This is a genomic window from Streptomyces hoynatensis, assembly GCF_003626535.1.
Classification (GTDB): Bacteria; Actinomycetota; Actinomycetes; order Streptomycetales; family Streptomycetaceae; genus Streptomyces; species Streptomyces hoynatensis.
The window spans coordinates 67717-92645 of record NZ_RBAL01000009.1; the positions used below are offsets into that span (position 1 = coordinate 67717).

Annotated in this window: 43 protein-coding genes and 1 pseudogene; 38 read left to right on the forward strand and 6 right to left on the reverse strand. The window is 72.1% G+C overall.

Translation table 11 applies throughout. From position 1 onward, the window contains the following. Positions 1-101 precede the first annotated feature (101 nt). On the forward strand, positions 102-698 hold the full coding sequence (locus tag D7294_RS16930) for a hypothetical protein (RefSeq protein WP_120680554.1): 597 nt from the start codon (positions 102-104) through the stop codon (positions 696-698). A gap of 65 nt (positions 699-763) precedes the next feature. Here D7294_RS16930 and D7294_RS16935 read toward each other — a convergent pair whose 3' ends face one another. From D7294_RS16935 to D7294_RS31595, 6 genes and pseudogenes are all read right to left on the reverse strand, one after another. After that, on the reverse strand, positions 764-1009 hold the full coding sequence (locus D7294_RS16935) for a hypothetical protein (RefSeq protein ID WP_120680556.1): 246 nt from the start codon (positions 1007-1009) through the stop codon (positions 764-766). A 99-nt stretch (positions 1010-1108) separates the two neighbouring features. Then, a complete protein-coding gene (locus tag D7294_RS16940; protein ID WP_120680558.1) occupies positions 1109-1396 on the reverse strand; it encodes a hypothetical protein in 288 nt (95 codons plus the stop codon). A 172-nt stretch (positions 1397-1568) separates the two neighbouring features. Then, positions 1569-1688 (reverse strand): annotated as a pseudogene (locus tag D7294_RS33970) (GIY-YIG nuclease family protein); the annotation flags it as partial. Then, entirely contained in the window at positions 1685-2110 is a 426-nt protein-coding gene (locus D7294_RS16950; RefSeq protein WP_120680559.1) for an NUDIX hydrolase, read from the reverse strand. The pseudogene D7294_RS33970 and the gene D7294_RS16950, both read right to left, overlap by 4 nt. Further along, the gene (locus tag D7294_RS16955) at positions 2107-2739 is read right to left on the reverse strand and encodes an NUDIX hydrolase (RefSeq protein WP_120680894.1); all 633 of its coding nucleotides are present in this window, start codon (positions 2737-2739) and stop codon (positions 2107-2109) included. Before D7294_RS16955 ends, D7294_RS16950 begins: the two co-directional genes overlap by 4 nt. Positions 2740-2826: 87 nt before the next feature. After that, positions 2827-3069 carry a ribbon-helix-helix domain-containing protein gene (locus D7294_RS31595; RefSeq protein ID WP_147450849.1) on the reverse strand — a complete coding sequence of 81 codons (243 nt, stop codon included), beginning with the start codon at positions 3067-3069 and terminating at the stop codon, positions 2827-2829. A gap of 214 nt (positions 3070-3283) precedes the next feature. On the opposite strand from D7294_RS31595, the gene D7294_RS16960 reads away from it, so the two are divergent. From D7294_RS16960 to D7294_RS17135, 37 genes are all read left to right on the forward strand, one after another. Next, positions 3284-3625, forward strand: coding sequence for a DUF6907 domain-containing protein (locus D7294_RS16960; protein WP_120680562.1), 342 nt, complete (start codon positions 3284-3286; stop codon positions 3623-3625). A gap of 176 nt (positions 3626-3801) precedes the next feature. Further along, complete coding sequence (locus tag D7294_RS16965) at positions 3802-4032, forward strand: hypothetical protein (protein ID WP_147450850.1); 231 nt, start codon at positions 3802-3804, stop codon at positions 4030-4032. Further along, positions 4029-4307: a hypothetical protein gene (locus D7294_RS16970; RefSeq protein ID WP_120680566.1), complete on the forward strand. Its 279-nt coding sequence runs from the start codon at positions 4029-4031 to the stop codon at positions 4305-4307. Before D7294_RS16965 ends, D7294_RS16970 begins: the two co-directional genes overlap by 4 nt. Then, a complete protein-coding gene (locus tag D7294_RS16975; RefSeq protein ID WP_120680568.1) occupies positions 4307-4627 on the forward strand; it encodes a hypothetical protein in 321 nt (106 codons plus the stop codon). Before D7294_RS16970 ends, D7294_RS16975 begins: the two co-directional genes overlap by 1 nt. Then, a complete protein-coding gene (locus D7294_RS16980) occupies positions 4627-4824 on the forward strand; it encodes a hypothetical protein (RefSeq protein WP_120680570.1) in 198 nt (65 codons plus the stop codon). Before D7294_RS16975 ends, D7294_RS16980 begins: the two co-directional genes overlap by 1 nt. Next, positions 4821-5267: a hypothetical protein gene (locus D7294_RS16985; RefSeq protein WP_120680572.1), complete on the forward strand. Its 447-nt coding sequence runs from the start codon at positions 4821-4823 to the stop codon at positions 5265-5267. Before D7294_RS16980 ends, D7294_RS16985 begins: the two co-directional genes overlap by 4 nt. Then, positions 5260-5451: a hypothetical protein gene (locus tag D7294_RS31600; protein WP_147450851.1), complete on the forward strand. Its 192-nt coding sequence runs from the start codon at positions 5260-5262 to the stop codon at positions 5449-5451. The genes D7294_RS16985 and D7294_RS31600 overlap by 8 nt, the downstream gene beginning before the upstream one ends. Before the next feature lie 122 nt (positions 5452-5573). Beyond that, positions 5574-6110 (forward strand): DUF6919 domain-containing protein, encoded by a 537-nt coding sequence (locus D7294_RS16990; protein WP_120680575.1) that lies wholly within the window; start codon positions 5574-5576, stop codon positions 6108-6110. Beyond that, positions 6110-6358: a hypothetical protein gene (locus tag D7294_RS16995; RefSeq protein ID WP_120680577.1), complete on the forward strand. Its 249-nt coding sequence runs from the start codon at positions 6110-6112 to the stop codon at positions 6356-6358. The genes D7294_RS16990 and D7294_RS16995 overlap by 1 nt, the downstream gene beginning before the upstream one ends. Further along, positions 6355-6633, forward strand: coding sequence for a hypothetical protein (locus tag D7294_RS17000; protein WP_120680578.1), 279 nt, complete (start codon positions 6355-6357; stop codon positions 6631-6633). Before D7294_RS16995 ends, D7294_RS17000 begins: the two co-directional genes overlap by 4 nt. Before the next feature lie 8 nt (positions 6634-6641). Then, complete coding sequence (locus D7294_RS17005) at positions 6642-6884, forward strand: hypothetical protein (protein ID WP_120680580.1); 243 nt, start codon at positions 6642-6644, stop codon at positions 6882-6884. Next, positions 6881-8098 carry a hypothetical protein gene (locus D7294_RS17010; protein ID WP_120680582.1) on the forward strand — a complete coding sequence of 406 codons (1218 nt, stop codon included), beginning with the start codon at positions 6881-6883 and terminating at the stop codon, positions 8096-8098. The genes D7294_RS17005 and D7294_RS17010 overlap by 4 nt, the downstream gene beginning before the upstream one ends. After that, the gene (locus D7294_RS17015; RefSeq protein ID WP_120680584.1) at positions 8095-10299 is read left to right on the forward strand and encodes a hypothetical protein; all 2205 of its coding nucleotides are present in this window, start codon (positions 8095-8097) and stop codon (positions 10297-10299) included. Before D7294_RS17010 ends, D7294_RS17015 begins: the two co-directional genes overlap by 4 nt. A gap of 215 nt (positions 10300-10514) precedes the next feature. Further along, positions 10515-10814 (forward strand): hypothetical protein, encoded by a 300-nt coding sequence (locus tag D7294_RS17020; RefSeq protein ID WP_120680586.1) that lies wholly within the window; start codon positions 10515-10517, stop codon positions 10812-10814. A 3-nt stretch (positions 10815-10817) separates the two neighbouring features. Beyond that, on the forward strand, positions 10818-11078 hold the full coding sequence (locus D7294_RS17025; RefSeq protein ID WP_120680588.1) for a hypothetical protein: 261 nt from the start codon (positions 10818-10820) through the stop codon (positions 11076-11078). Between the two features lie 29 nt (positions 11079-11107). Beyond that, entirely contained in the window at positions 11108-11530 is a 423-nt protein-coding gene (locus tag D7294_RS17030; RefSeq protein WP_120680590.1) for a hypothetical protein, read from the forward strand. Between the two features lie 91 nt (positions 11531-11621). Next, positions 11622-12140 carry a DUF6197 family protein gene (locus tag D7294_RS17035; RefSeq protein ID WP_120680592.1) on the forward strand — a complete coding sequence of 173 codons (519 nt, stop codon included), beginning with the start codon at positions 11622-11624 and terminating at the stop codon, positions 12138-12140. Continuing rightward, positions 12140-12565: a DUF3307 domain-containing protein gene (locus tag D7294_RS17040; RefSeq protein WP_241562424.1), complete on the forward strand. Its 426-nt coding sequence runs from the start codon at positions 12140-12142 to the stop codon at positions 12563-12565. The genes D7294_RS17035 and D7294_RS17040 overlap by 1 nt, the downstream gene beginning before the upstream one ends. A 23-nt stretch (positions 12566-12588) precedes the next feature. Then, positions 12589-12897 carry a hypothetical protein gene (locus D7294_RS17045; RefSeq protein WP_120680596.1) on the forward strand — a complete coding sequence of 103 codons (309 nt, stop codon included), beginning with the start codon at positions 12589-12591 and terminating at the stop codon, positions 12895-12897. A gap of 62 nt (positions 12898-12959) precedes the next feature. Continuing rightward, entirely contained in the window at positions 12960-13172 is a 213-nt protein-coding gene (locus tag D7294_RS17050) for a DNA-binding protein (RefSeq protein ID WP_120680598.1), read from the forward strand. Between the two features lie 121 nt (positions 13173-13293). Then, a complete protein-coding gene (locus tag D7294_RS31980; protein ID WP_120680600.1) occupies positions 13294-13719 on the forward strand; it encodes a hypothetical protein in 426 nt (141 codons plus the stop codon). Between the two features lie 301 nt (positions 13720-14020). Continuing rightward, positions 14021-14251, forward strand: a complete 231-nt coding sequence (locus D7294_RS17060; protein ID WP_120680602.1) for a hypothetical protein — start codon at positions 14021-14023, stop codon at positions 14249-14251. Continuing rightward, positions 14251-14562, forward strand: a complete 312-nt coding sequence (locus tag D7294_RS17065; protein WP_120680604.1) for an HNH endonuclease — start codon at positions 14251-14253, stop codon at positions 14560-14562. The genes D7294_RS17060 and D7294_RS17065 overlap by 1 nt, the downstream gene beginning before the upstream one ends. A 189-nt stretch (positions 14563-14751) precedes the next feature. Continuing rightward, entirely contained in the window at positions 14752-15231 is a 480-nt protein-coding gene (locus D7294_RS17070) for a phage terminase small subunit (RefSeq protein ID WP_120680896.1), read from the forward strand. After that, positions 15212-16840: a terminase gene (locus tag D7294_RS17075; protein ID WP_120680606.1), complete on the forward strand. Its 1629-nt coding sequence runs from the start codon at positions 15212-15214 to the stop codon at positions 16838-16840. Before D7294_RS17070 ends, D7294_RS17075 begins: the two co-directional genes overlap by 20 nt. 13 nt (positions 16841-16853) lie before the next feature. Continuing rightward, on the forward strand, positions 16854-18314 hold the full coding sequence (locus D7294_RS17080; protein ID WP_241562425.1) for a phage portal protein: 1461 nt from the start codon (positions 16854-16856) through the stop codon (positions 18312-18314). Continuing rightward, positions 18277-19341 (forward strand): VG15 protein, encoded by a 1065-nt coding sequence (locus D7294_RS17085; protein ID WP_206619518.1) that lies wholly within the window; start codon positions 18277-18279, stop codon positions 19339-19341. The genes D7294_RS17080 and D7294_RS17085 overlap by 38 nt, the downstream gene beginning before the upstream one ends. A 63-nt stretch (positions 19342-19404) precedes the next feature. Then, positions 19405-19974: a hypothetical protein gene (locus tag D7294_RS32480; RefSeq protein WP_120680610.1), complete on the forward strand. Its 570-nt coding sequence runs from the start codon at positions 19405-19407 to the stop codon at positions 19972-19974. 41 nt (positions 19975-20015) lie between these two features. Further along, a complete protein-coding gene (locus D7294_RS17095) occupies positions 20016-20939 on the forward strand; it encodes a phage major capsid protein (protein WP_120680612.1) in 924 nt (307 codons plus the stop codon). Positions 20940-20962: 23 nt separating this feature from the next. Further along, positions 20963-21415: a hypothetical protein gene (locus D7294_RS17100; RefSeq protein ID WP_194117753.1), complete on the forward strand. Its 453-nt coding sequence runs from the start codon at positions 20963-20965 to the stop codon at positions 21413-21415. Then, entirely contained in the window at positions 21412-22413 is a 1002-nt protein-coding gene (locus D7294_RS17105; RefSeq protein WP_241562426.1) for a glycosyltransferase family 4 protein, read from the forward strand. Before D7294_RS17100 ends, D7294_RS17105 begins: the two co-directional genes overlap by 4 nt. Then, positions 22410-22724 (forward strand): hypothetical protein, encoded by a 315-nt coding sequence (locus tag D7294_RS17110; protein WP_120680614.1) that lies wholly within the window; start codon positions 22410-22412, stop codon positions 22722-22724. Before D7294_RS17105 ends, D7294_RS17110 begins: the two co-directional genes overlap by 4 nt. Positions 22725-22728: 4 nt before the next feature. Continuing rightward, complete coding sequence (locus tag D7294_RS17115) at positions 22729-23013, forward strand: DUF5403 family protein (protein WP_120680616.1); 285 nt, start codon at positions 22729-22731, stop codon at positions 23011-23013. Then, complete coding sequence (locus D7294_RS17120) at positions 23010-23441, forward strand: hypothetical protein (RefSeq protein ID WP_120680618.1); 432 nt, start codon at positions 23010-23012, stop codon at positions 23439-23441. The genes D7294_RS17115 and D7294_RS17120 overlap by 4 nt, the downstream gene beginning before the upstream one ends. Before the next feature lie 69 nt (positions 23442-23510). Then, complete coding sequence (locus tag D7294_RS17125; RefSeq protein WP_120680902.1) at positions 23511-24077, forward strand: phage tail tube protein; 567 nt, start codon at positions 23511-23513, stop codon at positions 24075-24077. 76 nt (positions 24078-24153) lie between these two features. Continuing rightward, positions 24154-24513, forward strand: coding sequence for a phage tail assembly protein (locus D7294_RS17130; RefSeq protein WP_120680620.1), 360 nt, complete (start codon positions 24154-24156; stop codon positions 24511-24513). A gap of 65 nt (positions 24514-24578) precedes the next feature. After that, positions 24579-24908: a hypothetical protein gene (locus tag D7294_RS17135; RefSeq protein ID WP_120680622.1), complete on the forward strand. Its 330-nt coding sequence runs from the start codon at positions 24579-24581 to the stop codon at positions 24906-24908. Positions 24909-24929: the final 21 nt, after the last annotated feature.

Below are 24929 nucleotides of genomic sequence, written 5' to 3' on the forward strand. Positions count from 1 at the left end.
CCCACCCACCCTCTGAAAGGCGCTCAGGCGCCAGCACAGCCCCGGCGCCAGGACCCAGCCGACCCGGCGCCACCACGCACCGCACAAGCACAGGAGCCCCAATGGACACCTGCACCGCCTGCCACCGCACCATCCCCGCCTGGGACCGGCCCCGCCACGTCTGCACCGGCTGCCAGCAGCAGACCGCGACCGCGCTCGCCACCCTCCCCGGCCTGTGGGCGGCGCTCGCCGACCGCCTCGACCCCGGGCGCACCGGCAGCAGCGGCAGCCGCCACGCCGCCCCCGGCAGCCGGCCGCCGGTCGACCTCGGCATCGTCGACCTGCGCGGCGAGGTGCTCATGGTGCTGGACAGCTGGGCGCGGGCCGTCAGCGAGGACGCGGGCGAAGAGTTGCCCGAGCGGTGGGAGGACCCGGCCGCCGGACCCGCACGGTGGCTCCGCTGGAGGCTCGACTGGGCCGCCCGCTCCTGGGCCGCCGCCGACGACCTCGTGCGGGAGATCAGCGACCTGCATCGCGCGGCCCGAGCCGCAGCCACCGGGGAGCGTGGGGAACGCCGCGTCACCGTGCAGTGCGGCTGCGGCGGCCTCCTGCGTGTCGGCGTCTCCACCGCGGGCGCCGACTGCCACGGATGCGGCGCCAGGTACGGGCACGCCGAGGTCCTCGCGCTGCCCCTCGCGGCCCGGGCCGTCGCGGCGTAGCGTCGGGGACGCCAGCATGAGGGCGCCATCAGCGAAGCCCCGCCGGTTCGCCGGCGGGGCTTTCGTCATGCCAGGTAGGTGATCCGAAGGACCGTGATGCGTTTCGTGGCATGCCCGACGAGGACGACGGCGAAGGCCCGCTCGGTGACCACCATCCGCATCACCCCGTCGTCATGGCCGTAGGGTTCGGTGGCGCCTATCGGGTCCTCGCAGGTCCTGGCCAAGGCCTCGGTCAGAGCCTCGCTGGACGCAGGCGGCAGCGCGTCGTGCACCGTCGCGGCGGCAGCGTCATACCTCAGGGTGTAGAACATCCCGATCCTCGATCCACACGGGCCCGCCCGGCGACCTTACGCCACCCGTGTGATCGAAACAGTAGCCGATCAGACGCAGCCTGTTAGCAAATCCGAAGATCAGGCGGCGCCGCGGCTGCGGATGCGGGCCGCTTCTGCCATCACCTGCTCCGTGCGGTCCACCCACGTGCCCGGCGCGTCCTCGCCGCGCTCCTCAAGGGCGGCCAGCTCCTCGCCGCGTTCTACGGCGGAGCGGAGATCCGAAGCGATCTGCTGCCACTTCGCGAAGACCTGAAGCAGCAGGTGAGCGGGCGCCCGGTTGATCTCGGCGAGGAAGCGTTGCGACAGGGTGGGGTTCCCGAGCGCCTCGCAAATGCGTTCGATCGTCCACTGTCCGCCGCCAGCCATACCCTCTCCGTCCCGTAAGCCCTTTTGAGACTAGCAGTCCACACGCGAGCTTGGCTGGTTGGCTGCAAGCGCCACCCCTCGAAAACCAGGCCAGCCGAACAGAATGCATGAAAACGGAAGGTCGATACCAAGTCTCCAACTCGTGGCCGCCGGGCGTACTCCACAGCACTTCGAGCGGCACTGGCGACATGCGCTGAATCTCGGCCAGTCGCTTCTTCAGGTCGATCGTGCGGCCGATCTTCACCGTGCTGCTGCCCGGCGTCCCGATGACGTAGACCCGCTCCGAGGTCACTGCGACTCCCCGCCCGGCAACTCCTCATCGAGCCACGCCTGCACGGGCTCGAACAGCCCATACGGCACGAACTCTGAGATCTCCTCGTGTGCAACCCACGCGATCTCGGCGATCTCCTCCTCGTCGCCGACGACCGCCTCGCCGTCGAGCACCCGGCAGGCGGTGTACGACATGGCCCGGCCGGTCTTCGGGTGCACGCGCTCCCCGAGGAGCTTGATTGCCTCGACCGCCAGCCCGGTCTCCTCCAGCGTCTCCCGCACGGCCGCCTCTTCGGCGGTCTCGCCGGGCTCGATGGCGCCGGCCGGGAACTGCCAGGACAACTCACCTTCGCGCACGCGCCGCCGCACCATGAGGACTCGGCCGCTCTGGACGACGATGCCCGCGCTGATGCCCGGCTTCTCTTCGGTGGTCTGGTCGGTCACGCGGTCTCCAGGGCGGTGAGGATGGGCGGGAAGATGCGGTCGGCTGGGATGAAGCGGGTGAGCACCGAGATGGGCGCCCAGGTCACGTCGGTGTTCTCGATCGGGTCGCGATTGGTGGCCTCGCCGGCGAGATAGTCGGCCAGGTGGTAGACCGCCTCGACACCGGTCACCGGGTGGAGGCGCTGCCCGAGCTGGCGGCGGACCGAGCAGTGCACCCCGGTCTCCGCGTGGGTCTCTTGTACGGCCACGGCCTCAGGGTCGGCGCCCGGCTTGACCACTCCGGCCGGGAACTGCCAGCGGAGCGCGTCGCCGTCGCGGCGGCACACGAGCAGCACCTCGCCGGGCCGGATCACGACGGCGATTGCGACCCGGAGGGCCTGCGCAGTGACTGCGTCACCCGGGCGGGACAGCAGTGCGAACCGTCGCTTCACCGCCTCACCCGCCCTCTCCAGAGTCGTGTCGAGCACCTGCTGCATGTCGGGACGGGGGATGATCTCCGGCTGAGCGTTCCAGGTGGCGACGGTCCGCACAGCGATACCCAGATGCGCGGCGAAGCTCTCGTTGGTCATCCTCATGGCGTCCTGGAGTGCGGCAGCAGTGGCGCCGGTCCACGTCTCGACGACGTCCATCATCAGCCTCCGTCGCGCCCCCTCCTGGGCTACCGCATCTTCAGTGCACTGTCGGTGCACTATCTGCATTGCAGCCGCTCCGACACGTCATGGTGACGGCTCGTCGCCCCGAGTTGACTGGTGCTCATGCGGATCAGCATCAACGGCGAGATCGGGCTTCGGGCGGACTGGGCGCTTTGCGCCTGGCCGGCCGAGGTACCAACAGATGAACTCGCGGATGATGGCGGCCCGTTCGCTCCCCGCAGCTTTCGCTGCCACGTCGAAGTCGGCCCAGTCCTCATCCGGGATGCGGATCTGGCGCGGCTTCGTGTGGGTCGCGTTATTGGGCACCCGACAACCGTAGCCCTATGTAGCTACACAGGGCAAGGCGCCTGCCGCTTCGTGGGGGCACAAATCTTCCTCGCGGATCCACTTGCATGTAGCTACACGAGTGTGTCAGTGTGTAGCTACAAGGAACGCCCTCCAGAAACGGAGGCGGCCCCGCGAGGTGCGCCAACACCAGCCCGGGGCCTAGGTCAGACCCCTCTCTTCCAGGAGTCCAACCATGTCCATCACTCTACCGAGTCTTGCCCTCACTCAGGATTCCTCTCCCTGCTTCCCGTGGTGCGCCCACGACGGCCGGTTCCCGGGTGAGCACACGAGTGCCACAGCGACGCTGACCTTCCCGCGGAGCCGGCGAGGCCTGAACGTCCCCACGACCCCCCTGCTCGCCGCCGAGCTGTACTGGTCGGAGGAGTTCCCCCAGACCCGCGTGGGTATCGGCGCGGGCGACAACGACGGCGTCACCCTCGCCCCGGCCGAGGCCGAGCAGTTCGCCGACCGTCTGATCGCATTCGCCTTCCGCGTTCGCCGCCTCTCGCGCCTCGCCGCCGGGTCCGGCGCCTGAGCCCCGCATTCGCAGCCCTGACGGTGGCCCGCAGGCGGGTCGGCGGATTCGACTTCCGCCCAGGGCGCTCCGGCCGATCGGCCGGGACAACGCAAGGCGGCCCCTTCGGAGTTGCACCTCCTCCGGGGCCTGGTGATCAACCCGTATCCGTGGCAACGAAAACGAAGGAGATCAAGGTGAAGCCTACCCATCTGCGCCCCTGGGTGCAGGCGGCCCGCGAGATGTGGTTCGCGGCCGAACGCATGGAGCGCCACCCCGCGGTCGCGGACGTGGCCCGTCGGCTGGCCCGGGAGGCCGGATCGCCGGTGGTGACGGAGGGCATCTGGACCGCGGCGTGGCGCCGGAGCCACGCGCCCGCCGTCGTCGAGTTCCCCGTCGGCCGCAGCGTGATGGCGGTGGCGGCATGAGGAACCTCTCTGTCCTGTCCGACGGTGACGCATCCGCCTCGTCGCAGCTGGCGGCGCGGCGTAGGGCCCGCACCACGGTCGCCGAGGCCGACGAGGCGCACCGGGCCGAGCTGGTCGAGCAGCTGGTGCGGGCGATGGCCAGCGCCTCCGCGCTGGACCAGATCCGGTTCGCGGCGGTGGCTTCCGAGTACGACCGCGAGCACCCGGGTGAGCTGTCGCTGCTGGACGAGGTGCTGGCCGCGGTCGCGGGTGACGAGCTGCGGGCGGTGGCGTGATGGCGCATCCGCTGCTGCCGTACATCGAGACGTCTGGCGCCCGGGTGCGTGTGCTGCCGGTCGGCGCCGGCGTGGTGGTGGTGTCGCGGGCGGCTGTCGGCGACGGGTTCGTGGTGACGGCGTGGCGCCCCCCGACGGCGCGGGAGCAGGAGGAGGAGCGGGAGCGTCTGCGGCGCAATCCGCGGGCGCGCCGTCGGCCGGCGGCGATGGTGTCCGGGCTCCGGGATGGTCTCGCGGAGGGCGAGGTGGATGCCGCGGTCGCCACGGTCACCGGGTTCCTGCGGCAGGACCTGGCCAGCATGAAGGTGGTGCGGCTCTGATGGCGAGTCTTCTGGAGGCGCTGCGGCGCTGGGATGCCGCCTCGGCGCGCGTGCTGCGAGGCCACGGGGCGCACGGGTGCGAGGTCGCGTTGCCCGACGGGCCCGCGTGGCGGCTCACCAACACGCAGGCCGACCGGCTGGCCTATGTGCTCGACGCCGACGCTGCGCGGCTGGAGCGGCAGGGCGGTGCGCGGTGAACGATCCGTTGCTGATGGCGGTGGCCACGCCGGCGCTGCCGAGTCGGGAGTGGGGGCGGCAGACGCTGGCGCGGCGGGCGGATGAGGTCCGCGTGTGGTCGGGCCGGTCGGGGGCGCTCGTGACGGGCGCTGCGGTCGCGGAGTGCCTGTCGAAGGCGCGCGAGGCGTTGGCGCGGTCGGGTTGGGTGGCGCGCGACCGGGACCGCGGGCTGTTCGCGGCGCTGTGGGAGGGGTCGTCGGACCCGGACGCGTTGACGGCGGCGAGCACGCTGCTGGAGTTGCTGCTGGAGGTGCGGGCGGAGGCGCCCGGGCTGATCCGGCCGGACTTCGAGGCGTGGGAGGCCCGCGCGGGCCGCACCTGGCCGGAGGTCGGGGAGTTGCTGGCCGCGGCGGCGCGGTTCGCCCGCGAGCACGGCCCGCAGGGGGGTGGTGGCCGTGGCTGATCCGGCACCCACTCACCACGTGGTGGCGACGGTCCGTCTCGTGACCGGTCACGTGGCCACGCTGTGGGGCGACCTGTATGTGGCGCCCGGCACGCCGCGCAGCCGGGTCATCGAGCATCTGCTCGCCGCGGACCCGGCCAATGCCGGCGGCGAGCTGATCGAGTTCTCGATGCGCAAGCTCTGACCTCGCGGCCCGGCGGTAGCCCATCCGCCCCGGACGCCCATCCGGGGCGGGTGGAGACCCGCTGAGCACCCCGTACCCCCGCCAACCCAGACTTCCGCCCTCGCGAAAGGTCCGATGATCCGATGTTCCGACGCATCGACCGCCGCTGGAAGGCCGCCCGCACGCTGGCCGACCTCGGCACCCTGACCGCCGACTGGCTGGAGGGCTCGCTGCCTGGCGGCCATCCCGGCGGCTACGACCGGCCCGACCCCGAGACGCTGCCGCTGATCCCGACGCTCGCCGCCGCGAACCGCGCCAGGTTCGTGACCGACGTGTCGCAGCCCGGCTGGGACGGGATCGGCTACGACGGGCACCGGTGGGAGCAGCGGGCGGCGGTCGACGGGTACATCGCCGCTGGGCCCCTGCTCGACCGGATCGTGGCCGCGGCCAGCGCCGCCGGCCTGCTGGTCGAGGTCGACGGCCGCAGCATCCCGGTCACCCGCTCCCAGGGCCAGACGAAGACCGCGTTCGGCGCCCAGCCGCCGGTCAGCTACGTGCGTCACTGCTGGCCGCGGGCTGCCGTCCCCCCGATCCTCGCCGCCCACCGACTCCTCATCGCCGACCGGCGCTTCGGCCCCCACGACCGGCTTTGGCGCGTCCTCGACGAGGCGGTGCGGTGATGGGGCCCTCCCTGCCCGTGCGGGTCGCGCAGACCGGGGCGCTGCTGATGGTGGTCGTGCCGAAGGTGCACCCGCTGATGCTGCTGCCGTCGGCCCTGATCGCGGCGCTGATGCTGCCGCTGGCCACGGTCCTGGCCGCCGCCGCGGTCGCCACCTGGATCGTCGCCGGCGCCGCCCTCCCGCTGCTCGGCCTCCTCTACCGCGCCCTGATCGCCATCGCCAACTACCGCCCGGAGGTCAAGTCATGAAGTTCCGTCGCCGCCAGCAGGCCGCGCCCGAGCCCCAGCCTGTCGCGCCCCACGCCAACGTGATTGCTCGCTTCCTCACCGTCTCGGGCGCCGCGCTCGCCAACCCCGAGATCGCGGTGGTCGTCGAGGACCGCGGCGACCGCCGCGTGGACCGCTACGCCTACGCGTGCGCCGGATGCGGCGGCTCGTACAAGTCCGACGCCGAGGGGCACCTGTGTGAGCTGGCGCAGCGGCACGCCAAGGAGTGCACCGCGCTGCCCACGCCCCGCCCGTAGGTGACTCGATGAACCCGTTCCGCAGCGTCGCCAAGGCGCGAGCCGCGAGGCGGCGGCACGAGCAGCTGATGGCCGCGGCCGGCCGCCTCATCTCCCGGAAGATCACCTCCGGGTTCCGGACCCCCCAGTACGAGGCGACCACCGCTGACCTGATCGCCCTCGCGTTCGGCCGCCACCAGCTGACCATCGACGAGACCGAAGCCGACCGCTACATCGCCGCCGCCCGAGCCGAGAAAGGAGTAACCCGATGACCTGGGCCGAAGACCGGCGCGCCGACCGCGCCGCAGACGCCGAACAGCGGCGCCTCGACGAGGACGCCCGCTACCAGCGCGCGCAGGACGCGCTCAACCGCAAGGAAGAGCGGAGGCGCCTCAAGCAGGACGCCAAGGAGGAGCGGAAGCGGAAGAAGGAAGCCGCCCGCCGCTCCCGCAAGGGCCAGAAGCGCAACGCCCGTCGCACCCGCTGGGCGAAGGTCGGCCGCCGGCTCAACAACAACCCCGTCACCGTGTTCGTCGGCTACGTCATGGTCGCCGCCGTCGTCCCGGCCGTCTTCTCCCAGGTCGCCGCGCTCAACCACGCCGGCGTGTGGATGCTGCTGGCGCTGCTGCTCGCCTCGATGCTCGAAGGCGGCGCGTGGGCGCTGACGTTCATGGGCAAGGAGGCCGAGGACGCCGGGCGGCCCACCGGCCGTTTCAGGGTCGCCGCCTGGGGCACCGCGTTCGTCGCGGCCGGCATCCAGGTGTGGCACTGGGCCGCCATCGCCCCCCTGTGGGTGGCCGCCACGTTCGGCCTCTCGTCGCTGTTCGCGCTCTACCTGTGGGACCTGAAGACCCACGGCTCCAACGGGCTCACCAAGGCCGAGCGGAAGGAGCGGAAGGAGCGCGCCAAGCAAGAGAAGAAGCGTCGGCAGCGGTTCCCCGACGTGTGGGAGCGGTACGAGGACATCCTCATCGCGCACCCCTACGGCACGATCAAGCCCGAGGACGCGTGGGCCGAGGCGTGGACCGACCGGCGGGGCGCCCCCGTTTCCCAGGACAAGGACGTGCTCGGGCACCGGCAGTCCGCCGTTACCGAGGTCGGGCAGGTGCTGGAGGCGGCCGGGGTGACGCCCGAATCGCGGGCTGTCGACGCCCTCCTGACCGACCTGTTCCCTGCCCGAGGGAAGGGCGACGAGGGCCCCGCCGGTACCCCCCTACGCGGCCCCTCCGGTAAGCCCCCGAAGGGCAGCCCCGAAGCCGCTACAACCCTTGGGGGTAAAGGGAAGCAGGCCCCTCGGGCCTCCTCTGAGAAGGGTGCCGAGAGGCCCCTCGAAGAGGCCGACCTGAAGCGTGTCCGCACCCTCGCCGACGCCCTCGGCGACCTCGACAAGCTGTCGGTCCGGAAGGTGCGGGAAACGGTCGGCTGCCGCAGTGAGTACGCCATGCGTCTGCGCGACGCGGTGAAGAAGGAGAGGGGTGCGCTGTGAGCACCGAGGTTCAGCCGACGACGGTTCTTGATGTCACCCGGGTGCTGGGGCGGCGGCCCGGCGCCCCGTTCCGTGCCGCTGTGCAGGCGACCCCCGCGGGCGCGACCGACGCCTCCATCGGCACCATCCGGCAGACCGCCCCCGCGGTCGAGCAGGCGGCCGACGCCACGTTCCGGGCGCCTGCCTGGCGGCGGGCCGCGGCCGGCACCTGGCGGGTGGTGAAGACCGCCGGCGTCGGCACCGTCACCCCGGTTCGCCGGGCGTGGGGCTACCAGCAGGGAGGCGAGTTCACCCAGCAGATCCGTCTCAACGAGTTGCTCATCACCAACGAGAACGACCCGGAGCGCAAGAAGGTACTCCTCGACGAGATCGCACAGCTGCGGGCCGCGCGGGCGGCTGCGACGCACGACCGGCACCGGGAGAAGAAGACGATCGCCGGGCTGGCTGGTGGGGTGTTCGTGATGACGCTGCTGATCCTCGCGTTCGTCATCGGCCCCGTCGCCCCGGCCGCCGCCGCAGGCGCGGGCCTCGGGGGCGCCTACCTGGCTGGCCGCAAGGAGGTGCAGCAGCGGGCCAAGGCCGCTGAGCTGGCCGCCGCCAAGAACGCGGCCGCCCTGGAGCCCGGCGGCCCATCGAAGGAGGAGGTCGAGGCCGCTGTGACGGCCGCCCAAGAGGCCGGCGTCTACTCCCCTGCGATGCTGCCGCGCGGCGCCAAGCCCTACCCCATCTCGCGGGCCACCACCGAAGCGGAGGCCGCCGACTGCATCCTGCGGGCCCTCGTCAAGGAGGGCGTGCCCGTCGGCGACATCTCCGAGGTCGAGCGCAAGCCGTGGGGCTGGCAGTGCGTCGTGCGCGTCACCGAAGGAACCCCCGGGGCGATCATCAAGGTGACGGACAACCTGGAGACGCTGTTCGACACCGCCCACGGGTCGGTCCGGCCTCAGCCGATGATCGAGCGGCGGGCGTGTGCGAAGCTCCGCATCATCGAGTCCGACCCGTTCGCGTCCGCCCCGCCGCCCGAGTACCTGGCGCCGAAGTCCATCTCGATCCGGGACCGGCGCCGCATCGGCTCCAGCATCGACGGCGAGGAGCTGCTGGCCACGCTCGCCGGGGTCATGGGCGAGGTCGTCGCCGCCTCGGGCGGCGGGAAGACCGGCATCCTCCAGGCCCTCGCCGAGATCACCACCGCCTGCCGAGACGCGATCACAATCGATCTCGACCCCGCAGGCGACGGGTTGGAGGACCTCGGCCCAGCCGCGCGACTCCAGGGCCGTACCCACGAGCAGATCGAGCACGTCCTGCTGTGGCTGCTGATCCTGTGCAAGGCGCGGGCACGGTTGCGGAAGACGCTCGGCATGGGCCGCAAGTGGGCGGCCAGCGCGGAGCACCCGTCGATCGTCGTGTTCATCGACGAGTACCCGAAGCTGTCGAGGCTGGCCAAGAAGCTGGCCTGGGATCTTCTGCTCGTCGGCCGCAAGGAGGCAGTCCCGGTTGTGTTTGCGTCCCAGGGCGGCACCACCGCCTACCTGGGCGAGAACATCGCGCAGATGCTCGCGATGAAGATCGTCGGCCCGTGCAAGAAGGTCGACACCGCCGCCGTGTTCGGCGACGGCTCCGCGGCCGAGGGCTGGCTCCCGCACCGGCTGGCGCCCGCGACGGACACGGACCCACGCGACGCCGGCCACGTCTACGCCCAGGGGATCCCCGGCACGCAGGATGCCCCCGTCGAGTACAAGATCCACGAACACGCGAAGGGGATGCTCGCGAAGCTCGCCGACGAGCGGCGCGACGCCGGCCTCCTCGACCCGGACCCCGACTCACTCCAGGCCATGGCCGACGTGGACCTGCCGGACTACGTGCTCCCCGAGTTCGATGTTGAGGGAAACCTGAAGAAGGAAGCCCCAGTCGATCTGCTGACGTGGGAGCAGCTGCTGCGACTGTGCGAGGCCGACCCGCCGGCCGAGGCGATCACCCCGGACACCCCGGCGCGGCAGGCCGCCCGCAAGGCGATCGCCGTTCTCGATGAGAAGGGCGTCGACCGGGCGCGCACGGAGCCGCTCGCCGAGGCCCTCGGACTCGGGCCCGACACGCTGCGCGGGCTGCTGCGCGAGCTGGGCCTGGAGCCCGTCCAGTTGGGCGCGTTCGACGGCCGGAGCAACCCCCGCGGCTACCGCCTGGAGGACCTGGAGCGGGCGATCTGACCCGCCCGTTACGCCCTGGTATGTCTGCTGCTAGAGGGCTGCTAGCCGCCGCTACGCCGCAGGTCAGCGACTGCTAGGCCCCTGCTACCGCACCACTAAACGATCTTCGGATAGCACCCGCCTAGCACCCTCATAGCAGCCCCTGACCTGCGCTTTAGCAGCCGACAGCACCCAGCTAGCACCAGACGAACCACCACAAACCGAGAGGAGACATCATGTCCCACTTGACCACCCCTGAGGCCCTGATCGACCGCTACGCCGCTGACATCGCGTTCGTCACGGAGACGCCGGCCGCCACCACCCCTGAGGCCCTGATCCAGCAGCTCGGCGTGGCCGCGGACCGCCTGGGGGCCGCCGACATCATCGGCGCCGAGGACATCGGCGCAGCCGCCAGCTACCTGGCGGACGCGCTGGCCGCCGAGCCGGGCCGGGAGCGGCAGATCCTGCTGCGGCGGGCCGCCCGGCACCTCGCCGCCGCCGACGACGCGGTCGACGAGTACCGGGAAATGGTCTGAGCCATGAGGAGCCCTCTCGACGCGGTCCGTGACCTGATCGCCGAGACCACCACCCAGCGCGCGCTCGACCGCCGCATCCGCGAGGCCGTCCGCACCGACCCGGACGCCGCCCTGATCTTCCAGTCGGCCCACGGCCGCCCCCAGCGGTTCGCCCGCCACGTAGGCGACCCCCGCTTCGACCAGCGATCCGCCGAACTCCAGCAGTACGCCGAGGTCAAGGTCGCCAAGGGCGAGTTCCACCTGTTCCGCAAGCTCTTCCGCTGACGCCAACCCAACTACTGAAGGAGAAAATCATGCCCAAGCCGACCGCCGTCGCCCGCATCGTGAAGCTCACCCCCCCGAAGATCAAGCGGCGGCCGTCCGACCGCCAGCGGGCCCGCGAGTTCGCCCGCAGCGTCGAGGAGGGCCGCGTCTACTACGTCGTCGACCTTCTCGTCGGCGGCCCGGACGCCGGGACCCGGGTCGTGTCCGAGAGGCAGTTCACGAAGAAGCCGCTCGTCGGCCTCATGTCCGGCAGCTGCTCGCCTGAGCAGCTGTGGCTCCAGTACGGCCGCGTCTACACCGATCGCGGGCACCCCGACATCCGGCGCTTGCCCACCACGGTCGAGATGGCGGAGGAGGCCGAGAAGATCGGCGCCGGCATGCTCAACTCGCCCGGCTGGGCCGAGGCTATCGGCCAGGCCGGCGCCGGCACCCGCTTCCGCTCCACCTGGTAACTCAGCCCGGGGCGCCCCTCTTGCCGCCAAGCACCGGGGCGCCCCCGCACCAACCTGCATCCACCAACGTAGACACGGAGGTGTCCACATCATGCCCAGCCGCGCCCCGACGCGCGACCTCGGGATCAGCCCCGCAGCCCTCGACCAACTGTTCGCCGACCTGGACCGCTACCTGGCCCAGCACGCCCCGCGGACCGACACCGGCCTTGTCTCGGCCAGCGTCGACGAGCTCATCGCCCAAGCCGGCATCCAGACCGGCCCCGCCCCGCTCCCGCGCCGGGGCTGGCTGCTGCGACGGGCCGCCGCCCCCTCGATCACCGTCGCGCAGCACATCGACCTCATCGCCGAGGTCATCCAGCGCTACGGGTGGGCCCAGAACACCACGTGGGACGGCCAGCGGCGGTGCTGCATCGTCGGCGCCCAGCATCTACTCATCCACTACGGGTACGGAGACCGCGACCTCGGCAGGCGCGCCGGGGACTGGCTCAACCGCCAACTCGGCGGCGGAGTCAACTACGTCCAGTGGCAGAACAATCGGTGGCGCACGAAGCAGCAGGTGCTCGACATGCTGCGCACCGCCGCCGCCAACGCGCGGACGGCGGGCGTGTGATGGCCGAGGTGTTCGCCTTGCTTCTGGTCGGCCACTGGCTGGCCGACTACCCCGGGCAGACCGACAGGCAAGCCAAGCGCAAGGCCGGATGGACCGAAGGGAAGGACGACCCGCACCCGGGCAGGCACCATCACGGCTGGGGCGCCAACCTCACGCACGCCGGCACTCACGTGGCGATCTGCGGAGTCCTCCTCGGCATCGGCGCCGCCCTCCTGCCGGAGGTCACGCTGCACCCGGCCCCCACGGTCGCGGCCCTCGCCTGGATCGGGGCGACCCACAGCGTGATTGACCGCAGGTGGCCCGTCCGCTGGTGGATGGAGAACACCGGGCAGGCCGAGTACCTCGCCCGCGGCGGAGCGCAGCACGTCGACCAGGCCGCACACGCACTCGCCCTCCTCGTCGCCGCCGTCGGCCTCGCCGCCTAACCCCCACCCCGGAGGAGAACACGATGCCCGCCCAGCTCCGAGCCTGCTACGTCGCCGTCTGCGACGTCCCCGGCTGCGGCTACGAGTACGACGAGAACGCCGAGTTCGTCGGCTACTACGACACCCCCGAGGAGGCCGTCGAGCACGCCACCGAGGAGGCCTGGGACCCGAGCGAGCGGTTCACCCTGCTCCGCGACGGGCGCCTCGCCTGCCCCAAACAGGACGCCGCCCACGACACCGCCCGGCGCGTCCTCGCCGCGCTCCCCGGACAACTCGCCATCGCCCCGGTGCTTGACAATGACCAGCGGCGAAGCGATCATCTGATCTCATAGATGCAGTGCGCTCAAGGGCCACCCCCACCGGGTGGCCCTTCGTCGTTCCCAGGGAGGTGACCATGCCCCGGCTCGTCGACGCGAGGGGCGCCGCCTACTGGACCGGCCGCTCGCCCGGCACCATCTGGCGATGGGCGAGCGAAGGGCGCATCGCCAGCCACGGCGGCCGGTACGACCTCGAGCAGCTGCCGCACGCCGAACGCGACGACCTGACCCGGCAGATCACCTACCTGCCTCCGGCGCCCCCGCTCCCCGCAGGCGCGCGCGCCGCGTAGACCACCGTGGCAGGTGGGCGATGGGTGAGGAGCCGCCCGGGTTGGGCTCCGGGCGGCGCCCGTCCGTCACAGAACCATCACACCGGCCACACGTGCGGGTCAGGCACGGCAGGCTGACGGCATGTCACACACCCGCACCCGCCTCGCGCTCGCCGCCGGCATCACCACCATCCTCCTCACCCTCGGCGCATGCGGAGGCGACGACAACAGCGACGACCAGGCCGCCCCGAGCGACACACCCGACGCCGCCGAGGCCCTCGAACAAGCCGTCCGCGACTACATCGCGGCCAACACCACCGGCGACGCTGACACCGGCTGGGGCTTCGTTTCCGCCCGGTGCCAGCAGCTCTGGGGGCGCGCGGAGTTCGAGCAGCGCGTCCAGACCGCCACCGACCTCGTCGGCCCGCAGGACGTCGACAGCATCCACGTCGACCAACTCGCCGGCGACCTCGCCCGCGTCACCTACACAGTCGGCGCCCCCGAACTCAACCGCCAGCAGCAGCCCTGGGTCCGCGAGGGCGGCACCTGGCGATACGACGACTGCTGACACTCCAGGAGGCCCCCGTGCTCGAAGGATGGCTCCACCGAACCGGCATCGCCCGCACACTGTGCAGCCGCAGCACCTCAAGCAGCGGGGCCCTCACAGTCCTCATCGAATCGCGCCGCTGGACACCTCGGCCGCTCGTAGCCTGGGCCGCGAAGCAGCACCTCCTGCTCGCGCATCCAGCCAAGGCGGCCGAGGCGCACATGGCTGGCGTCGACCGACACCCCGTCGCCCTCAGCGGCAAGCGTCGATGGGACCTTCGCTACGAACCGGGCACCCCACGAACACGAAGGAGAGCGTAGCCGTGGCAGACACCCACCCCGGCGAGGGGGACGCCGAGACGCTGCGCCGCTACTGGACCACCGGCGAAGGAGCCGCGAAGATCCGCTGGGGGACGCCCGGCGACTTCGACCGGTGCGTCCGCCGGCTGGAGAAGTACATGCCCGGCCGCGCCGAGGGCTACTGCAACCTCCTCCACCACCGCGCCCTCGGCATCTACCCCGCCACCCACGCCAAGCAGGAGCGAGGCGGCTGATGGCGTGGTCGAGCAGTGGCCGGAGGGCCCAACTCCCCAAGGGCTGGTCGTCGCGAATCGTGCCGCGCATCCTCGCCCGAGACGGACACCGCTGTGTCGCCCGCCTCACCGACGGCACCAGGTGCACCGAGACCGAGCGGCTTGAGGTCGACCACATCGGCGACCCGCTCAACCACGGCGACGCCAACCTCCAGACGCTGTGCCGCCGGCACCACAAGCGGAAGACGCAGGCCGAGAGCGCCCAGGCCCGGCGTGCCCGGCCCAAGGAGCGGCGCAGGCGGCCGGCCGAGCGCCATCCAGGACTCCTCTGACCCTCACATCGCGCCGCATAGTCATGCGTGATCCGCATAGTCATGCGCGCGGAGGGTGGGGAGGGACCCCTAACGATCATGGTCCCGGACCGCAAGCGTGTAGCCGCTCGCCCTCAGTACGGGTCTGGGCGATCCAGGCACCCAGCGTGACCCCGCCGGGTGCATAGCCATACAGAGGGGGTGGTCGCCGTGGCCGGTCGAGGCCCCGCCCCGAAGGACCCGAAGCGCCGAGCCCGGCGGAACGCGGACGCGCAGCAGCAGACGGTGCTGCGGTTCGAGCAGGCCGAGCCGCCCGAACTGCCCACGCTCCAGGTCGAGCAGGACGGCAAGCTGGTCGAGTTCACCTGGCCGCACCGCACGGTCGAGTGGTGGGAGATGTGGAAGGCCAGCCCGCAGGCCGAGCACTTCAGCAGCACCGACTGGGACTTCTTGTTGGACACCGCGTTGGTGCACGCACGGTTCTGGACGGGGAACCTGGCGGCCGGCGCCGAGCTGAGGCTCCGCGTCGCGAAGTTCGGCGCCACGCCGGAAGACCGTGCCAGGCTCAGGATGCAGTTTGCCCAGGCCGACGAGGCCGATTCCCGCCGCCCGGCCGGCGCGTCTTCCCGAGAGCGCTACGGAGACCTCAAGGTGCTGCCAGGAGGCGGCGATGCCGTGGCGGGGTCCTAGCTACCCGGGCGAGCTGCCGACGCTCGGCTGGTCGGTGCTGGACTGGATGGGCGAGATGCTCGCGACGCCGGACCGGTCGGAGTACGAGCCGCTGGTCCTCACGCGCGAGCAGGCCCGTTTCGTGCTCAACTTCTATGCCCTGCACCCTGCGACGGGCCGGCGGAAGTACCGCCGCGGGGTGTTGAGCAGGCCGAAGGGCTGGGGGAAGTCCCCGATCCTGGCGGCGATCGCCTGCGCGGAGGCGCTGGCGCCGGTGGTGCCGGACGGCTGGGACGCGGCTGGCGAGCCGGTCGGGAAGCCATGGGCCGAGGTGCGCACGCCGTGGGTGCAACTGGCTGCGGTCTCGGAGGACCAGACGCGTAACGCGTGGGCGCCGCTGCTGGAGATGCTGCGTGAGGGGCCGGCGGTGGATGAGTTCTTGGGGCTGGAGCCTCTGGAGACGTTCGTCAACCTCCCGAAGGGCCGGATCGAGTTCGTCACCTCGGCCGCGACCAGCCGCGAGGGCAACCGGCCGGTGTTCTGCGTCCTGGACCAGACCGAGGAGTGGACGGGCAGCAACGGCGGCCGGAAGCTGGCGGCGACGCTGCGCCGGAACCTCGGCAAGACCGGCGGCACGAGCATCGAGTCGCCCAACGCCTTCGTCCCGGGCCGAGGCTCGGTCGCCGAGGAGTCCGCGGAGTACTGGAAGCGGATCCGAGAAGGCCGGGCGCGCGACGACGGCCTGCTCTACGACCACCGCGAGGCGCCCCCAGAGACGGACCTGACCGACCGGGAGTCGCTGCTGGCCGGGCTGGCGCATGCCTACGGGGACTCGGCCGAGCCGGCCGGCGGCTGGGTGGACCTTGAGCGGCTGATCGCGGAGATCTGGGACCCCGCGACTGACCCGCAGAACGCCCGCGCCTACTACCTGAACCAGATCACCCACGCCACCGACAGCTGGTTGTCCCAGCCGGAATGGGCGGCCTGCGCGGCGCCGGAGAAGGTCGTCGCCGACGGGGACACGATCGTGCTGGGCTTCGACGGCTCGCGCCGCCGGAACCGCGGCGTGACGGACGCGACCGCCCTGATGGGCTGCCGCGTGAGCGACGGGCACCTCTTTCAGGTGCGGGTGTGGGAGCAGCCGGACGGCCCGGCCGGGGACGGCTGGGAGGTGCCGGTCGCCGAGGTGCTGGCCGAGGTCGACGGGGCGTTCAGGCGCTGGAAGGTGATCGGGTTCTACGCGGACCCGGCGAAGTGGGAGAGCCACATCGCCTCCTGGGAGGCGAATTACGGCGGCCGGCTGCGGGTGAAGTCCTCGCAGGCGCACCCGATCGAGTGGTGGATGACGGGTGGCCGGGCGAACGCGATTGTCCGCGCCACGAGGTCGCTGCACGACGCGGTGGTGGACAGGGAGCTGACGCACTGCGCCTCGGGGGCGCTGACCCGGCACGTGCTCAACGCCCGCAGGCGTGAGTCGCGGGCCGGCATCCAGATCGCGAAGGAACACCCGGACTCACCGCGGAAGATCGACGCCGCGGTCGCCTCCGTCCTCGCGTGGCAGTGCCGCCTTGACGCCCTGGCGAAGGGCGAGACGACGAAGGAGCGCTCCGGCGCCGTCTACTTCATGTGAGGGGGTGGTCACCGTGACGAGCCCCGTGCAGAATCCGGCCTACGAACTGGACGCGGAGCTGGAGCTGCCGCTGGCCGGCGCCGAGCGGGGGGCGCAGCAACGCGCCGAGCACGCCCTGGCTGGTCTCCGGCGGGATCAGGCGATCCTCGACACGATCGACCGGTACATCCGCGGCGAGCACGCCGGCCCGTACATGCCGCGGACGGCGACGAAGGAGTACCGCCTGCTGGCGAAGCGCGCGATCTCCAACTTCTTGCCGATGGTGATCGCGGCCCCGTCGCAGGCGTTGAGCGTGGAGGGTATCCGCCGGTCCGGTGGTGCGGACGATGCCCCAGAGTGGGCGTCCTGGCAGGCGAACCGGCTGGACGAGCGGCAGGCCGCGGTCTATCGCGCGGCGATCGGCTACGGGCACGCGTTCGTCGTCGTGCTGCCGGATCGCGCAGACGCCGGTCGGCCGGTGGTGCGGACGGTGTCGCCGCGCTGCATGTGGGCCGCCTACGAGGACCCGGCTGCCGACGAGTGGCCGCTGTACGCGCTGGAGTTGCCCCGCCTGCCTGGCGAAGAGCGGGTGCAGGGCTGGTTCTACGACGATGTCGCGGTGTACCGGGCGGTGGCGTCGAGTGAGGGCGTGATCCTCTCGGAGCGGCGCGCGCACGGCGCTGGGGTCTGCCCGGTGCGGAGATTCGCGGCGAGCGTGGATCTGGAGGGCCGCACGACGGGCGTCGTGTGGCCGCTGATCCCGCTGCAAGACCGCCTGAACCAGACGATCTTCGACCTGTTGATCGCACAGACCTATGGCAGCTTCAAAGTCCGGTGGGCGACCGGGATGGCGCCCCCGCTGAAGCGCGACCCGGAGACCAAGGAGCCGCTGCTGGACGCGGACGGCAACCCGATCCCCAAGCCGGTGCCGATGGATTCGTCCCGGCTGCTGATGGCGCCCGACCCGGACACGAGGTTCGGCACCCTCGATGAGACGCCGCTCGGCGGCTTCATAGAGAGCGTCGAGATGAGCCTCAAGCACCTTGCCGTCGTGAGCCAGGTGCCCCCCCACTACCTGCTCGGCGACATGGTCAACCTCAGCGCGGAGGCCCTGGCCGCGGCAGAGACGACCCTGATGCGGTGGGTCGGCGAGTTGCAGCGCTCCTTCGGTGAGGCGTGGGAGAGCGTGCTGCGGCTGTGCGCCCGGATCACGGGCGACGCGGCCGGAGCGGAGGACACATCCAGCCAGATCGTATGGCGCGACCCCGAGTCGCGCAGCTTGGCGCAGACGGTGGATGCCTTGGGCAAGGCCGTGCAGATGCTCGGCGTCCCGAAGCGTGCGGCCTGGACACAGCTGCCCGGGTTCACGGACACCGACCGGGTGACGTGGCCTGAGCTGGCCGCCGAGGAGGCTGCACAGGCCGACTCCTCCGCGCGGCTGGCCGAGTCCCTGACGCGTGCCTCCCGCACTGTCGGGGGCGACGGTGGCGCCTGAGCCGGGCGGCGGCATGACGGAGGCCCACCGCCGCGGGCAGGTGCGCATCGCTGCCGACGCGGCCCGCGAGATCCGGGAGTCGTGGCTGGGCGTGTCGCCTACCGACTTGGAGCCGACGTCTCGATCATGGCTTGGCAGGGCGATCCCGCTGCTACGCGGCTTCCGCCGGCGTTCCCGGCGCCTGTCGGGCGCGTACTTGCGGCTGCTGCGCGGGCAGCGCACCGGCCGCACCCTGCCGCCCCTCGACCCGGGCCCGGACCGGCGCGAGGTGCGGCTCGGCGAGCTGCGGGAGGAGTTCTACCGGTTGGCCGGCGAACCCAGGCCCCGGCCACGCGATGACGACACGGTGCGCGTCACCGTGGACGACTTCGAGTGGCCAGACGGGGACGAGGAGGGCGACGACCGCGCCGCCACGGTCTCCCTGATCGTCACCGGACCGGTGCGCGCGCAGGACGGCATCACCCGAGTCCAGGGCGCCGCAGAGCGCGGGCGTCTGGACGCGCCGGCCGTGCTGGCCGAGCTGGATGCGGTGATGCGGGACGCCGGGGCGACCGCCGCGGCGGCAGCGGATCGTGAGGCGCAGCGCGGCGGCCGGGACCTGATCGCCTCCTACGCCGCGGCGGACCGGGCGGTCGTCGGCTGGGCGCGGGTCACGGACGGCGATCCGTGCTGGTTCTGCGCGATGCTCGCCTCCCGCGGCGCGGTGTATCGGTCGCAGTGGCGGGCCCGCTACACCGGCCAGACCCGGCGCGGCGCGCAGCGGCCGGACCGGATGCCCGATGGCTGGCAGGACTGGGCGCCGGAGCGGCTCGCCGACTGGGAGGCCGAGCAGGGCCTCAACCGGTTTCACGACAACTGCCACTGCACCCTCGTGCCGGTCTACTCCCGGGACGGCTGGGTACCGGAGACGTCCGCCGAGTGGCGGCGCCTGTACACGGACTCGACTCGCGGTCTCGCGGGTCCTGACGCGCGGGCCGCGTTCCGCCGCGCGATCGAGGAGCGGCGCCGCCAACAGCGCGCCGCGTAGCACAACCTGAGGGCCGCCCTGGAGGCGCCCCGCATCCCCTTGTTGCCCTGGAGGCAGTGACCCATGTCCACCCCTACGCCCGCCCCGGCCGAGCCGACGGCGGACTCGACCCCGGCGCCCGAGCCCACCGACGGGCCGACGCCTCCCGAGCCGACACCGGCTCCTACCCCCGCGCCGGCGCCCCCTGCGGCTCCCGCGCCCGCCCCTGAACCGGCTCCCGCGCCCGCCCCGGAGGCGGACGACGAGCCGTTCGACCGCGAGCGGGCCATGGAGAAGATCCGCAAGACCAACTCCGAGGCCAAGGGCCTGCGTAAGCAACTCGACGACCTGAAGGCGCAGTTGGAATCCCGCGTGGATCCCGACGAGGCTAAGGCGGCGATCGCCTTGGTCGAGACGAATGCTGCCCGGGAGGTGGCCCGAGTCAAGGTCGGGCACCGCTACGGGCTGCCCGAGCAGCTGATCGAGCTGCTGAAGGGTGACACGCCCGAGGAGATCGAGGCCCACGCCAAGCAGCTCGCCCCGCTGATCGGCGGCGGGGGTGCCGCGCTGGGACGCGGCGGCCTGGACCCGACCGAGGGCCCGGTCGAGACCGATCCGAAGAAGCTCGCCGCGAAGATCCCGCGGCTCCACTGACTACCCGCCCCCTGCCTGGGGCGTGACCCCAAGGAGGGGAAATGGCAAACAGCTTCCTGAAGCCCGAGGTCATCGCGGCTACTGCGCTCGGTCTGCTGCAGCGCGAGATCGTGCTGCCGCGGCTCGTCTGGAACGACGCCGTCTCCGATTTCGCCGGCGCCAAGAACGACACGGTGTCGATCCGCGTGCCGGGGCGTCTCCAGGCCCGCGAGTACGGGTGGCGGAACAACAGGGCCAGCGAGATCGTGCTGGACGAGCTGACCGAGACAAAGATCGACGTCACCCTCAACCACGACATCTACAGCGCGGTCGCGGTCACCGACGAGGAGCTGACCCTCGACATCCGCGACTTCGGGGTGCAGGTCCTGTCCCCGCAGACCTACGCGGTGGCCCGCGCGGTCGAGGATCTGCTGGTGACGACGATCGAGGGCGCGACCTACGCGACCACGATCACCGTGGACCCGTCCGACCCGTGGGGCGGCGCCGTCGACGCGCGCACCGCGCTGAACAAGGCCGAGGTGCCCAGGGACGGCAGGACGCTCCTGGTGGGCGCCGACTTCGAGGCCGCGATGCTGAAGCAGGACCTGCTGAAGCGGGTCGACGAGTCGGGCAGCGACGACGCGCTGCGCGAGGCCATGATTGGCAGGTACGCCGGGTTCAACGTCGTCGGCTCCAACGCGATCGACCCCGGCACCGCCTACGCCTTCGTCCGGTCGGCGTTCATCTTCGCGATGCGCGCGCCCATGGTGCCGTCCGGCGTGGCGTTCGGGCAGTCCACCTCGGACCAGGGCATCGCGATGCGCTGGATCCGGGACTACGACGCCACCCGGCTGCGCGACCGGTCCGTGCTCAACACCTTCATCGGGAGCGCGGTCGTGATGGACAACGCCGCCGCGGCAGGCGACCCGGAGAACCTGGAGCTCGTGCGCGCGGTCAAGCTCCAGCTCGCCGGCAGCGGTTCCTGACCCTGGGGAGGAGGTGATCCGCGATGGTTGAACCGCTGGCGACGATCCCCGAGTTGGAGGCGCGGCTCGGGTACACGCTGACGGGCGCGGAGCTGGCGCAGGCGCAGGCGGCCCTCGCGGACGCCTCCGCCCTGGTGCGCTACTACGGCGCGGCGTGGGCCGACCCGGCGACCGCGCCGGACCTGGCGCGGACCATCACTCTGGCCGCGGCCGAGAGGCGGGTGCGCAACCCCGAGGGCTACCGGGCCGAACTGGACGGCAACTACCAGTACCAGCTGCCTGCCTCCGCGCCGACCGGCGTGGCGCTGAGCGACGCGGAGATCGAGCAGCTGCGCGACCTGGCCGGCCGCGCCGGGCTCGTGTCGGTGGAGGTGCAGCGGCCGGTGCGGGTCGATGACACCTGGTATGCGCCGGTGGCCGGTGGCGGGGACCCGATTCCGTGGGGCGCTCCGGGGGACCCTGGGGCGCCGCGGTGAGCCGACGGCTGCGGGTGATCGCCCGCCTCCACGGCTACCCCCCGGACCACAACGCCGGCGCGGAGTGGGCCACCCACGAGATGCTCGCCGCCCTCGCGGGCCGCGGGCACGACGTGCGGGTGCACCTGTTCCGCAGGGCACCGATCTGGGGCCGGTACTCGCTGGATGGGGTGCAGGTGTGGCCCGCCGGCGTCGCCTCCCGCACGCCCCGGGCGCTGGCGGCGGGGGCGGACGTGCTGGTGAGTCACCTGGAAGGTGTGCCGTATGTGCGGCAGGCCGCCGAGACGGCCAGCATTCCCGCGGTCAGCATCTGTCACAACACCTTCGACCAGACGTTCGCCGAGGCGGCGGGGATCGACCTCGCGGTCTACAACAGCCAGTGGATGCGGGAGTACGCGGGGAAGTGGTTCGCGGACGAGACCCGCGGCCAAGCGCCGCCGGCCCGCTCGCTGGTGGTACGGCCGCCGGTGTGGGCCGCGGACTACGCCACCACTCCCGGCGACCGCGTCACCCTGGTGAACCTCAACGAGAACAAGGGCGGCACGATTTTCTGGGAGTTGGCGGCCCGGATGCCGGACGTCGAGTTCCTGGGCGTCAAGGGCTCCTACGGCGACCAGATCGTGCGCCGGGGTCTGCCGAACGTCGAGGTCCTGGAGCACATCCCCGGCAGCAGCATGCGGGAGCGGGTGTACGCCCGCACGCGGGTGCTGCTGGTGCTGTCCGAGTACGAGTCGTGGGGGCGGGTCGCGGCCGAGGCCATGGCGTCGGGGATCCCGGTCGTCGCGCACGCCACCCCGGGCCTGACCGAGTGCCTCGGCCCGGCGGGGTACTTCGTGGACCGCGGCGACCTGGCGGCCATCGAAGCCACCGTGCGGCGCCTGCTGAAGCCAAGATCATGGAACGCCGCCGCGAGGAAGGCTCGGGCGCGCTCGGCCGAACTCGACCCCACGGTCGAGCTGGAGGCGTGGTGTGAGGCGGTGGAGGAGGTGGCCCGGTGAGCCTCCTGGACCACGGCACGGAGACCATCACCATCTATCCCGCGGGGCCGCCCCGGCCCGACGGCACCCGGGGCCCGGCTGGTGAACCCGTAACGATGCGCTGCCGGGTCCAGCCCATCGCGTCCGACTCGCCCGGTGTCGAGGGCTACACCACCACCACGACGTACCGAATCCTGGCCCGCGAATTGCCTGCGGGCCCGTGGGATCGGGTGGCGTGGCGCGGCTCGGACTGGACCGTGACGGGCCAGCCGGAGCAGTACCGCGGATCGCGACGCACCCGCCACGACACCGCCACCATCCGACGGAGGTGATCTCGTGGCCACCCTGGCACGCAACCTCGACTCGATCATCGCGCACATGCGGGGCGTCGTGGACGCCGTCGCCGACGAGGCCGAGGAACGGGCCGCGCGCATCCGGGCGGTGGCAGCCGCGCACCAGCGCAGCGGCCGTTTCTACGCCTCCATCAAGACGGCTCCCCGCGGCCCGGACACCCTGATCTACAGCGACGATCCGGCGGCGCTGTCCATCAACTACGGGCACCGGGCGCCGGACGGCCGCATGGTGCCTGGTATCCACGCGTTCGAGGCGGGGCTCACGTGACCGCCGTGCTGCCCGACCTCGACGTCCTCGTGCGCGAGGCGCTGACGGCCGCACTGCCGGACGCGAGCGTGTGGTCGCTGTGGCCAGAGGACTGGGCTGCGCGCCTGCCGCTCGTCGTCGCGCACCGCATCCCCGGCGGGGGCGCCCCCGATCCCCGCTTCCTGGACGGCGCCCTGGTCGATGTGCAGACCTGCGCCGCCGATCGCGACGCAGCCTCGCTGCTGGCCCGCCGGGCCCGGGCCGCGCTGTGGGACGCGTGCGAGGCCCAGTTCGCCAGCGCGGCGGCCGGCGGCTACCTCAGCCGGTTCGCCAGCGAGTTCGGCGGCCCAACGGAACTGCGCACCGGCGATGACGCAGTGCTGGCCGCAGACGCCTTCCGTTTCCAGGCCACCTACAGCATCCAGGCCCGCCCGGCGCGGGACTCCTGACCATTCACTCGCCGCTCGGGACCAGCGGCCCTTCCTGCCCGCGTGCCGCGGGGATTGGAGACCGCCACCATGGCACTCGACAACGCCGCAGTGCTCAAGCCGGGCACCGGCTACATCTACCTCGCCGACCCCGACACGGCGAAGCCCACCGTCACGGACCCGCTCGCCCCAGGTCCGGGCTGGTCCAACCTCGGCCACACCAGTCTCAGCAACGGCATCAGCTTCGGCCGGGACGGCGACACCCCGGAGACGCTCGGCAGCTGGCAGAACCCGGCGCTGCGCACGACGGACCCGACGATCACCTACACCCTCACCATCAACGCCCTCCAGGCGTCGGTCGAGACGTATCAGCTGTACTTCGGCGCCGGCCCCGAGGCCGTCCAGCCGGACGGCAGCTTCCGCATCCCCGCCCGGCCGACTGCACAGGTCCGGGCCCTCCTGGTGATCGCCGTGGACGGGACGGTGTTCCTCCCGCTGTGGCACCCGCGGGTGTCGCTGGTCGGCTCGGACGCGATCACCTTCGACCCCAACGCGCTGGCCGAGTTCCCCGTCACCGCGACCTTCCTGGGCTCCTCGCTCCTCGACGGTGCACTCGGCGAGTGGGCCGTCCTCGGCTCCGGCGGCTCCGGCTCCTGATCTCCCGCCCGCCCGGCAGGTCCCGCCGGGTGGGCGGGCCAACCCGACGGGACCACCCTGATGGAGGGACCTCATCATGGCGAGCATCGCCGAGCTTCGCGCGGAGGCGGAGCAGCGCTTCATCGACTACCCGATCGACCTCGACGACGGCGCAACGGTACGGCTGCGCAACCTGCTGCGCCTGGACGACAAGGGCCGGACGACGGCGCAGGCCCTGCTCGGAGCCATCAACGAAACCAACGGCGCCGACTCCGACGACATGTCCAGGATCGGCCTCCAAGAGCGCGCGATCCGGGACTTCCTCCTCCTCGTCGCTGACAAGCCTGACACTCTACGGGCCGAGGTTGAGACCTGGGACCTGCCGCTGCTCCTGCTCGTCATCGAGCAGTACACGGAGACCACCCAGCTCCCGGAAGCGCCCAGCTCGGCCAGCTGATCGACGACGGGCACGGCGCCGCGCTCCGCTACGACCTCCAGCGCATCGGCCTCGACCTGGCCGACGTGTGGCGGGGCACGCTGGCGCCGCGCCGTGTCGTCGACCTGGTCGAGCACCTCCCCGACGACTCCGCCCTCGCCGCGAGCGTGCGGGGCGGCCCGGCGCACCGGGCGTGGGACGTGCAGACGCACCTGCTGGCCGCGCTAGTGGATGGCGTGCACCTGGCGGCGTGGGTGACCGCGCAGGCCAACAGCAAGCAGCGCATCACCCGACCGCGGCCGGTGCCCCGCCCCGCAGCGGAGCAGCCGGCTGCCGAGGCGAAGCCCCTGGACCTGTCGCGGCATCCAGACGCGCGCCCCATCCCTGAGCAGTACCTGGCGGCCATGGCCAGCTGAGACCACTGAGGGGCGGGTGAT

Bases quoted from the DNA above. Each gene is read 5' to 3' on its own strand.
- D7294_RS17005 (WP_120680580.1), top strand. From the start codon at position 6,642: ATGAACCCGTTCCGCAGCGTCGCCAAGGCGCGAGCCGCGAGGCGGCGG.
- D7294_RS16960 (WP_120680562.1), top strand. From the start codon at position 3,284: ATGTCCATCACTCTACCGAGTCTTGCCCTCACTCAGGATTCCTCTCCC.
- D7294_RS16955 (WP_120680894.1), bottom strand. From the start codon at position 2,739: ATGGACGTCGTCGAGACGTGGACCGGCGCCACTGCTGCCGCACTCCAG.
- D7294_RS17020 (WP_120680586.1), top strand. From the start codon at position 10,515: ATGTCCCACTTGACCACCCCTGAGGCCCTGATCGACCGCTACGCCGCT.
- D7294_RS17035 (WP_120680592.1), top strand. From the start codon at position 11,622: ATGCCCAGCCGCGCCCCGACGCGCGACCTCGGGATCAGCCCCGCAGCC.
- D7294_RS17010 (WP_120680582.1), top strand. From the start codon at position 6,881: ATGACCTGGGCCGAAGACCGGCGCGCCGACCGCGCCGCAGACGCCGAA.
- D7294_RS16995 (WP_120680577.1), top strand. From the start codon at position 6,110: ATGGGGCCCTCCCTGCCCGTGCGGGTCGCGCAGACCGGGGCGCTGCTG.
- D7294_RS16975 (WP_120680568.1), top strand. From the start codon at position 4,307: ATGGCGCATCCGCTGCTGCCGTACATCGAGACGTCTGGCGCCCGGGTG.
- D7294_RS17065 (WP_120680604.1), top strand. From the start codon at position 14,251: ATGGCGTGGTCGAGCAGTGGCCGGAGGGCCCAACTCCCCAAGGGCTGG.
- D7294_RS17040 (WP_241562424.1), top strand. From the start codon at position 12,140: ATGGCCGAGGTGTTCGCCTTGCTTCTGGTCGGCCACTGGCTGGCCGAC.
- D7294_RS17100 (WP_194117753.1), top strand. From the start codon at position 20,963: ATGGTTGAACCGCTGGCGACGATCCCCGAGTTGGAGGCGCGGCTCGGG.
- D7294_RS16940 (WP_120680558.1), bottom strand. From the start codon at position 1,396: ATGGCTGGCGGCGGACAGTGGACGATCGAACGCATTTGCGAGGCGCTC.
- D7294_RS17000 (WP_120680578.1), top strand. From the start codon at position 6,355: ATGAAGTTCCGTCGCCGCCAGCAGGCCGCGCCCGAGCCCCAGCCTGTC.
- D7294_RS16990 (WP_120680575.1), top strand. From the start codon at position 5,574: ATGTTCCGACGCATCGACCGCCGCTGGAAGGCCGCCCGCACGCTGGCC.
- D7294_RS17130 (WP_120680620.1), top strand. From the start codon at position 24,154: ATGGCGAGCATCGCCGAGCTTCGCGCGGAGGCGGAGCAGCGCTTCATC.
- D7294_RS16935 (WP_120680556.1), bottom strand. From the start codon at position 1,009: ATGTTCTACACCCTGAGGTATGACGCTGCCGCCGCGACGGTGCACGAC.
- D7294_RS32480 (WP_120680610.1), top strand. From the start codon at position 19,405: ATGTCCACCCCTACGCCCGCCCCGGCCGAGCCGACGGCGGACTCGACC.
- D7294_RS16930 (WP_120680554.1), top strand. From the start codon at position 102: ATGGACACCTGCACCGCCTGCCACCGCACCATCCCCGCCTGGGACCGG.
- D7294_RS17045 (WP_120680596.1), top strand. From the start codon at position 12,589: ATGCCCGCCCAGCTCCGAGCCTGCTACGTCGCCGTCTGCGACGTCCCC.
- D7294_RS16980 (WP_120680570.1), top strand. From the start codon at position 4,627: ATGGCGAGTCTTCTGGAGGCGCTGCGGCGCTGGGATGCCGCCTCGGCG.
- D7294_RS17025 (WP_120680588.1), top strand. From the start codon at position 10,818: ATGAGGAGCCCTCTCGACGCGGTCCGTGACCTGATCGCCGAGACCACC.
- D7294_RS17075 (WP_120680606.1), top strand. From the start codon at position 15,212: ATGCCGTGGCGGGGTCCTAGCTACCCGGGCGAGCTGCCGACGCTCGGC.
- D7294_RS17030 (WP_120680590.1), top strand. From the start codon at position 11,108: ATGCCCAAGCCGACCGCCGTCGCCCGCATCGTGAAGCTCACCCCCCCG.
- D7294_RS17125 (WP_120680902.1), top strand. From the start codon at position 23,511: ATGGCACTCGACAACGCCGCAGTGCTCAAGCCGGGCACCGGCTACATC.
- D7294_RS17095 (WP_120680612.1), top strand. From the start codon at position 20,016: ATGGCAAACAGCTTCCTGAAGCCCGAGGTCATCGCGGCTACTGCGCTC.
- D7294_RS31980 (WP_120680600.1), top strand. From the start codon at position 13,294: ATGTCACACACCCGCACCCGCCTCGCGCTCGCCGCCGGCATCACCACC.
- D7294_RS16970 (WP_120680566.1), top strand. From the start codon at position 4,029: ATGAGGAACCTCTCTGTCCTGTCCGACGGTGACGCATCCGCCTCGTCG.
- D7294_RS17050 (WP_120680598.1), top strand. From the start codon at position 12,960: ATGCCCCGGCTCGTCGACGCGAGGGGCGCCGCCTACTGGACCGGCCGC.